Source organism: Vibrio sp. 10N.222.55.A1 (assembly GCF_041473835.1).
Lineage (GTDB): Bacteria > Pseudomonadota > Gammaproteobacteria > Enterobacterales > Vibrionaceae > Vibrio > Vibrio crassostreae_C.
Map to the genome: position 1 here is coordinate 1 of NZ_JBFRSX010000122.1, position 6,293 is coordinate 6,293.

Sequence of the window (6,293 nt, forward strand, 5' to 3'; positions counted from 1 at the left end):
TTACTTTAATTGGTATAAAGACACCGAGCCCCTGCACTTCATGCTATTCCGGCACATATCAGCAAGCCTAGTCTGACGACTAGGCTTTCGTCGTTTCCTGCGTATGTGTTTTGGGTTTTAGTAGTAGATCCTTATCGCTAGCTATGAAGTACTTCTCTATATATCGGGAGGTGCTGCTTGGGAATATAGGTGGTCACTTCTAACTCTTAAGCTAAATAGAGCAGAGCACTAATCTGATTGTTTTACTATGTGAAATTCTCTATCGCGTACGTACTTCGCCCTAAGGAGTGAGACTTTATTGCTTGAATACGTAAAGGGTAATTGTCGATTATGTTCGTATTGGTACTCGTTTAGCTGCTATCTAAACCATACCTGATACACGTATCTGGAACCCTGAGACTGACTAAGGAAAAGGTAGGATGCTTAACACTTCAAGCTATCACACTCACTATGCATAAATAGAGATGTTGATTCGAAAGACCATCAAACAAACCTAAATAGCTATCTCGTAGATACAAAAACGCCTAGCGTTTGCTAGGCGTTGATAAATAGTGTCTCTAATACATCGACTACAGTATTTGCTTAAGCACCCTATCGGCTTTCACACGAGTGATCTTACGAATCAACTTCTGAACTTCCATCGGGTAGCTCTCTACCTTGTCTAACTGCTTATAAGTACAGATAAGCTGAGTGTGTTGAAGGATGTTATCCACTTCAGCCTGAAACTTGTCTGTTAGGTGATGGTAGTTATCTTGGATAAAGATACCGTTCTCTAGATCCAACTTCCATGCGCGTGGATTTAGATTATTACCTGTTAGTAGCATGTAGCGCTTATCTACCCAAATGCCCTTTAGGTGGAAGCTATTGGAATCGTGTTGCCAAAGTCGAATTGATAGATTACGGCTAGCAATATGAGCTTCATTCGCTTTAGCGAAACGGCGTAAGTTCAGTTCGTAAAGGTATGGCAAACCACCAATCGTTTTAAACTCTTCTTCTGGTGAGATAAAGAAATCATTCGCTGTCTTATCACCAACAACAATGCTGACCTTTACGCCACGCTTAAGTGCTTTCTTCACTTCTTTAGCTAGGCTAGGTGGGAAGTTGAAGTAAGGTGTGCAGATGAAGATTTCATCTTTAGCTTGAGCGACGAGTTGGTTGATTCCCTGATTCAGACGGTTACGTCTTTTACCGATACCAACCAATGGTGTTACAGCCACTTGCTCTGCTGAAACCTCTTGCCCTTCGAATTGATACTGAGACCTTGCCAATGATGCTCGAAACTGACGAATCGCTGGTTTCAGTTCTTTGGTCGCAGGCTTGTTCTTATCAGCCAGGTCATAAACAGCGCTGTCCGCAACCATCTGTTCGTGTACGTAGGCAAACATTGAGTCAGCAAGAGCTGCATTGTTTAAAACATGGTAACGATCAAAGCGATAGCGGTCATGGTAATTCAGATAGATATTGTTAAGGCTTGCACCGCTGTATATCACGCTATCATCGACGATAAAGCCTTTTAAGTGCAATACGCCAAAGACTTCTTTGCCGCGAACGGGAATGCCATAGACAGGCACAGAATGTTGATATTTCTCTGCGAACTCTTTATACATGGCTGCATTGCCTTCAGAAGACTCTGCGCCAATCAATCCACGCTGCGCCCGGTGCCAATCGACACAAACGCTCACGTCTAATTCTGGATTCTTTTGCTTTGCTTCATATAAGGCAGTTAGGATCTCACGGCCAGCCTCATCATCTTCAAGATACAAAGCGACTAAACTAATACGAGTCGTTGCGCGAGATATTTCATCAAGTAGGCGAGTTCGAAACTCTTGCGCTGATAGTAGTACTTCAAACTTGTCAGGATTCTGCGCTATGGTTGGCAACTGTATGAATGGATTCCTACTGGCAATCATATTGACTGTTTTACCTTAAAAATATGCAAAATTGCGAACCTTTAATTTTACCAAAGGGATAGCACCAAATACTAGATAATCGAGGCATTCTCTAACAATTTTGCTGATAATGCATAGGAATGAGATCTTTTCCGCTATTCGAATAGCGCTCGTATAAAACTCTTAAACCATTTGGTAGATCTTTAGGGTCTACTTGTACGAATTTGTGTCGCGCGTAAAAATTGGTGAGATGAGCGTACGCAAAGCAGTAATCATCTTCCGTAAGCGTATGTTGCGCACAATAATCCATAAGCTGGGAGCCTAATTGCTGACCACGATGTTGTTTTGATATCGCCATACCGGTAAGTAAGCGATTATTTTCTATTGTACGAAAACGCACGACACCGCACAGTTCGTTATTCAGCAATAACGAATAGATCAGTTCACTCTTATTCGCTTTTCCCGTTGGGTAATGTTCTTTATAGAAACGTTTAACTAGGGGAACCTTTACTGGGTCTAATTGAGTAATGATGACATTGTTCATTCAGTCACTGCGCCATTGGTTTATCTGCTGTAGAATGACCGCAGTGTAAGTTAATTGAATATCGCCATGCAATTCCATCTCAATGCTAGTTTAAAAAATGTTCATACTTTTTCCATCGATCAGACGTGTGATGCGTTGGTTGAAGTCACCACTACCGAAGAACTTATTTCGCTTTACAAAGACCCTAAATGGTCAGCTTTGCCTAAGTTAATACTGGGTAAGGGCAGTAATATGCTTTTTACTGAGCACTTCGCTGGCCTGGTCATCGTGAATAAATTAGCCGGGATTGAGCTGGCCGAGACGGACAGTCATCACCTACTGCATGTGAGTGGTGGCGAGGATTGGCCAAGCTTGGTTGAGTGGAGTGTGGATAAAGGGCTGGGTGGTCTAGAAAACCTAGCAATGATACCCGGCTGTTCCGGCTCTGCTCCGATTCAGAATATTGGTGCGTATGGTGTTGAGCTACAAGACGTATGCGAGTATGTCGATATCCTGTGTCTGGATACTTATACAGTTAAGCGATTAAGCAAAGAAGAGTGTCTCTTTGGTTACCGAGATTCTATTTTCAAACACGCTCTCTACGATAAAGCGATTGTTGTTGCGATTGGTTTAACGTTGCCGAAAGAGTGGGAGCCATGCAATCACTATGGCCCGTTAAAAAGCCTAGCAGCCGATACGCTCTCCCCTCGCACTATATTTGATGAAGTGTGTGCTATCCGTTCAAGTAAGCTGCCAGACCCTAGAGTACAAGGGAATGCGGGTAGCTTCTTCAAAAACCCTGTGATCACCAAAGATCATTTTGATCGCTTGTTAGCTCTATATCCAAATATGGTTGGTTATGAGAGTAATGACATGATCAAAGTTGCTGCTGGCTGGCTGATTGATCAATGCCAGTTCAAGGGTGTGACAGAAGGTGGCGCTCAGGTTCACCCCAACCAAGCATTGGTTATTATCAATTATGATGAGGCTTCTGCTGTGGATATCCTTAAGCTTGCAGAGCGAGTGCGCCAGTCCGTTTTGAATAAATTCGATATTCGATTGGAACATGAAGTGCGCTTTATGGGACGAGACTGCGAGACAAACTTGGATAAGGCTTTGGAGTCATTGGCATGAGAGAGCACAGTACCAAGCTTGCACTATTGAGATGTCTTGCTGACGGTGAGTTTCATTCAGGTGAAGACCTAGGTGAAATGATTGGCGTATCACGAGCGGCTATCAGTAAGCACATTAAAGGTATTCAAGAGTGGGGTTTAGATATCTACCGAGTACAAGGCAAGGGTTACAAACTAGCCAGTCGTTTGGATATGCTTGACCAAGACAAATTGTCTGCAGTTAGTCGCGATGCTTCTCTTGAACTCATTCCCATCATAGGTTCTACAAACCAACACCTATTAGAGCGCACTAACACCCTCGAATCGGGTTCTGTCTGTATTGCTGAATATCAAGCTGCGGGTCGTGGACGCCGTGGACGAGAGTGGGTATCACCATTTGGTGCAAACCTCTATCTTTCAATGTATTGGAGACTCGACGCGGGGATGGCTGCCGCAATGGGCTTAAGCCTTGTGGTTGGTGTAGCTGTTGTTGAAGCTTTGGAAGAGATGGGCGTAGAAGGTGTAAAGCTTAAATGGCCGAACGACCTTTACCACAATGACAAGAAGCTTGCAGGTATCTTGGTCGAGCTGTCAGGACAGTCTGGCGGCGCTGCGCATATTGTGATTGGTTTAGGGCTAAACCTATCCATGGATCCAACAACATCAGGTATTGGCCAGCCATGGACTTCCCTTAAAGAAGTGTGTGATGGGAAGGTGCCAGACCGTAACCAGTTAGCGCAGGCTCTGATCAATGCTTGGGATAAGTCACTTGTCGACTACGAGTTGAAAGGAATGTCCAATTTTTTAGAGCGTTGGAACCGCTTGGATAATTTCTTAGGTCGCAATGTTAGATTGATCATTGGACCTAGAGAAATTGAAGGTGTTGTTCAAGGCATCGATGAACAAGGTGCTGTATTGCTCAAAACTGAGAATGGTGTCGAGAGCTATATTGGTGGCGAGATATCGCTAAGAAAAGGCGACTAAGGCGTTACTATTTTCTTAGTAACACTTCTTCAACCATATGATCTGCGCCTTTACGTAGAATCAGGTGAGCCCTTTCTCTTGTCGGAAGGATATTTTGTTCAAGGTTCAAGCCATTAATTGAACTCCAGATACCTTCTGCTTTGTCCAATGCGGCTTGGTTCGATAATTTAGTGTAATGACTAAAGTAAGAGCCAGGCTTAGTAAACGCGCCATCGCGGAATTTCATAAAGCGATTGACGTACCATTCTTTGATTTGTTGGCTATCAGCGTCAACATAGAGTGAGAAATCAAGGAAGTCTGAAATAAACACGCGATGTGGCTCGTGTGGATAATTCATTCCGGTTTGTAAAACATTAAGCCCTTCAATAATAAGCACATCTGGTAGGTCGACGCACTTAACGTCATCAGTAATATTGTACGTAAGATGCGAGTAAACAGGGGCTGTGACATTTCTCTTGCAAGCTTTTACATCCGAAACAAAGTTCACTAAACGCTTGATATCGTAAGATTCAGGAAAGCCCTTTTTGCTCATCAACCCTTTCTCTTTTAACACCTCGTTTGGATATAAAAAGCCATCGGTTGTCACTAGTTCAACTTTTGGGTGGTTTTCCCAGCGAGAGAGTAGGGCTTTAAGCAGACGCGCAGTGGTACTTTTGCCAACAGCTACGCTACCCGCAATACCGATGATAAAAGGTGGCGCTTTCTCTTTCTTATCTAGAAATTGGTGGAGTACCGAGTTTCTATTCTGTCTGGCTGCCACATAGAGGTTCAATAGACGAGATAGCGGTAGATAGATCTCTACTGCCTCTTCCATTGTGAGCTTTTCATTGATGCCTTGAAGCTCTTTTAAGTCGCTCTCAGAAAGTGTCATCGGAACTAAATTCCTTAGCTCAGACCAACGTTCGCGGTCAAATGACATAAATGGGCTCATACAAAACTCTATAGTGGATAACAAAACAAGTGCATGGAAAATACATCAAGCGATAGATAAATAAAATATCTTCCTGTACTAGATGCGGGTTAAAGACGTAAACCTTGAGCTAAATAGCCGTATGTAGGAGTTTGGTCAGAGAATTTTGCACTTTTTTTCAATTTACTATTGCAAGGTGGAAAATCATTCAATAAAATGCGCCCCACTTGTGCCGACTTAGCTCAGTAGGTAGAGCAACTGACTTGTAATCAGTAGGTCACCAGTTCGATTCCGGTAGTCGGCACCACTTTCTCCCTTCCTATAAGGCAAGCGAGAGAAAGCTCAAAATTTGGAGAGGTTCCCGAGTGGCCAAAGGGAGCAGACTGTAAATCTGTTGGCACTGCCTTCGATGGTTCGAATCCGTCCCTCTCCACCATATTCTAAAGGTTAAATAGCTCAAACAGAGTTACGTGTTGCGTGCATCGTATAATGGCTATTACCTCAGCCTTCCAAGCTGATGATGCGGGTTCGATTCCCGCTGCACGCTCCAACTCATTTTGTGTGCTGATATAGCTCAGTCGGTAGAGCGCACCCTTGGTAAGGGTGAGGTCCCCAGTTCGACTCTGGGTATTAACACCAGTCTAAAGCTTCTTCTCCTTTAATAAAGAAAACCATTTTTTTGGTTGCGTGGTCTTATTTTAAGCCACCTAATCCGTACCTAGAGGGACACCCCATGTCTAAAGAAAAATTTGAACGTACGAAACCGCACGTAAACGTTGGTACTATCGGCCACGTTGACCACGGTAAAACAACTCTAACTGCTGCTATCTGTACTACACTTGCAAAAGTGTACGGTGGTGTTGCTAAAGATTTCG

Annotated in this window: 6 protein-coding genes and 4 tRNA genes; 7 read left to right on the plus strand and 3 right to left on the minus strand. The window is 43.6% G+C overall.

Annotated features, from left to right (window positions below; all coding sequences use genetic code 11):
• Positions 1–569 precede the first annotated feature (569 nt).
• Both pssA and AB4493_RS21810 read right to left on the minus strand, forming a co-directional pair.
• Positions 570–1,910 (minus strand): CDP-diacylglycerol--serine O-phosphatidyltransferase, encoded by a 1,341-nt coding sequence (gene pssA, locus AB4493_RS21805; protein WP_029235079.1) that lies wholly within the window; start codon positions 1,908–1,910, stop codon positions 570–572.
• 91 nt (positions 1,911–2,001) lie between these two features.
• On the minus strand, positions 2,002–2,433 hold the full coding sequence (locus AB4493_RS21810) for a GNAT family N-acetyltransferase (RefSeq protein ID WP_017059798.1): 432 nt from the start codon (positions 2,431–2,433) through the stop codon (positions 2,002–2,004).
• A gap of 66 nt (positions 2,434–2,499) precedes the next feature.
• Here AB4493_RS21810 and murB point away from each other — a divergent pair, with 66 nt between their 5' ends.
• A complete protein-coding gene (gene murB / locus AB4493_RS21815) occupies positions 2,500–3,546 on the plus strand; it encodes a UDP-N-acetylmuramate dehydrogenase (RefSeq protein ID WP_017059799.1) in 1,047 nt (348 codons plus the stop codon).
• On the plus strand, positions 3,543–4,508 hold the full coding sequence (gene birA, locus AB4493_RS21820; RefSeq protein WP_017059800.1) for a bifunctional biotin--[acetyl-CoA-carboxylase] ligase/biotin operon repressor BirA: 966 nt from the start codon (positions 3,543–3,545) through the stop codon (positions 4,506–4,508). The genes murB and birA overlap by 4 nt, the downstream gene beginning before the upstream one ends.
• 7 nt (positions 4,509–4,515) lie before the next feature.
• Here birA and coaA read toward each other — a convergent pair whose 3' ends face one another.
• A complete protein-coding gene (gene coaA, locus AB4493_RS21825; protein WP_017062776.1) occupies positions 4,516–5,439 on the minus strand; it encodes a type I pantothenate kinase in 924 nt (307 codons plus the stop codon).
• A gap of 210 nt (positions 5,440–5,649) precedes the next feature.
• Between coaA and AB4493_RS21830 the strand changes: the two genes are divergently transcribed.
• From AB4493_RS21830 to AB4493_RS21850, 5 genes are all read left to right on the plus strand, one after another.
• Positions 5,650–5,725 (plus strand) — tRNA-Thr (locus AB4493_RS21830).
• A gap of 44 nt (positions 5,726–5,769) precedes the next feature.
• Positions 5,770–5,854 (plus strand) — tRNA-Tyr (locus AB4493_RS21835).
• Positions 5,855–5,893: 39 nt separating this feature from the next.
• Positions 5,894–5,968: transfer RNA gene (locus tag AB4493_RS21840), tRNA-Gly, on the plus strand.
• 13 nt (positions 5,969–5,981) lie between these two features.
• Positions 5,982–6,057: transfer RNA gene (locus AB4493_RS21845), tRNA-Thr, on the plus strand.
• Positions 6,058–6,151: 94 nt separating this feature from the next.
• On the plus strand, positions 6,152–6,293 hold a 142-nt coding region (locus tag AB4493_RS21850), incomplete at its 3' end, for a GTP-binding protein (RefSeq protein ID WP_242456805.1).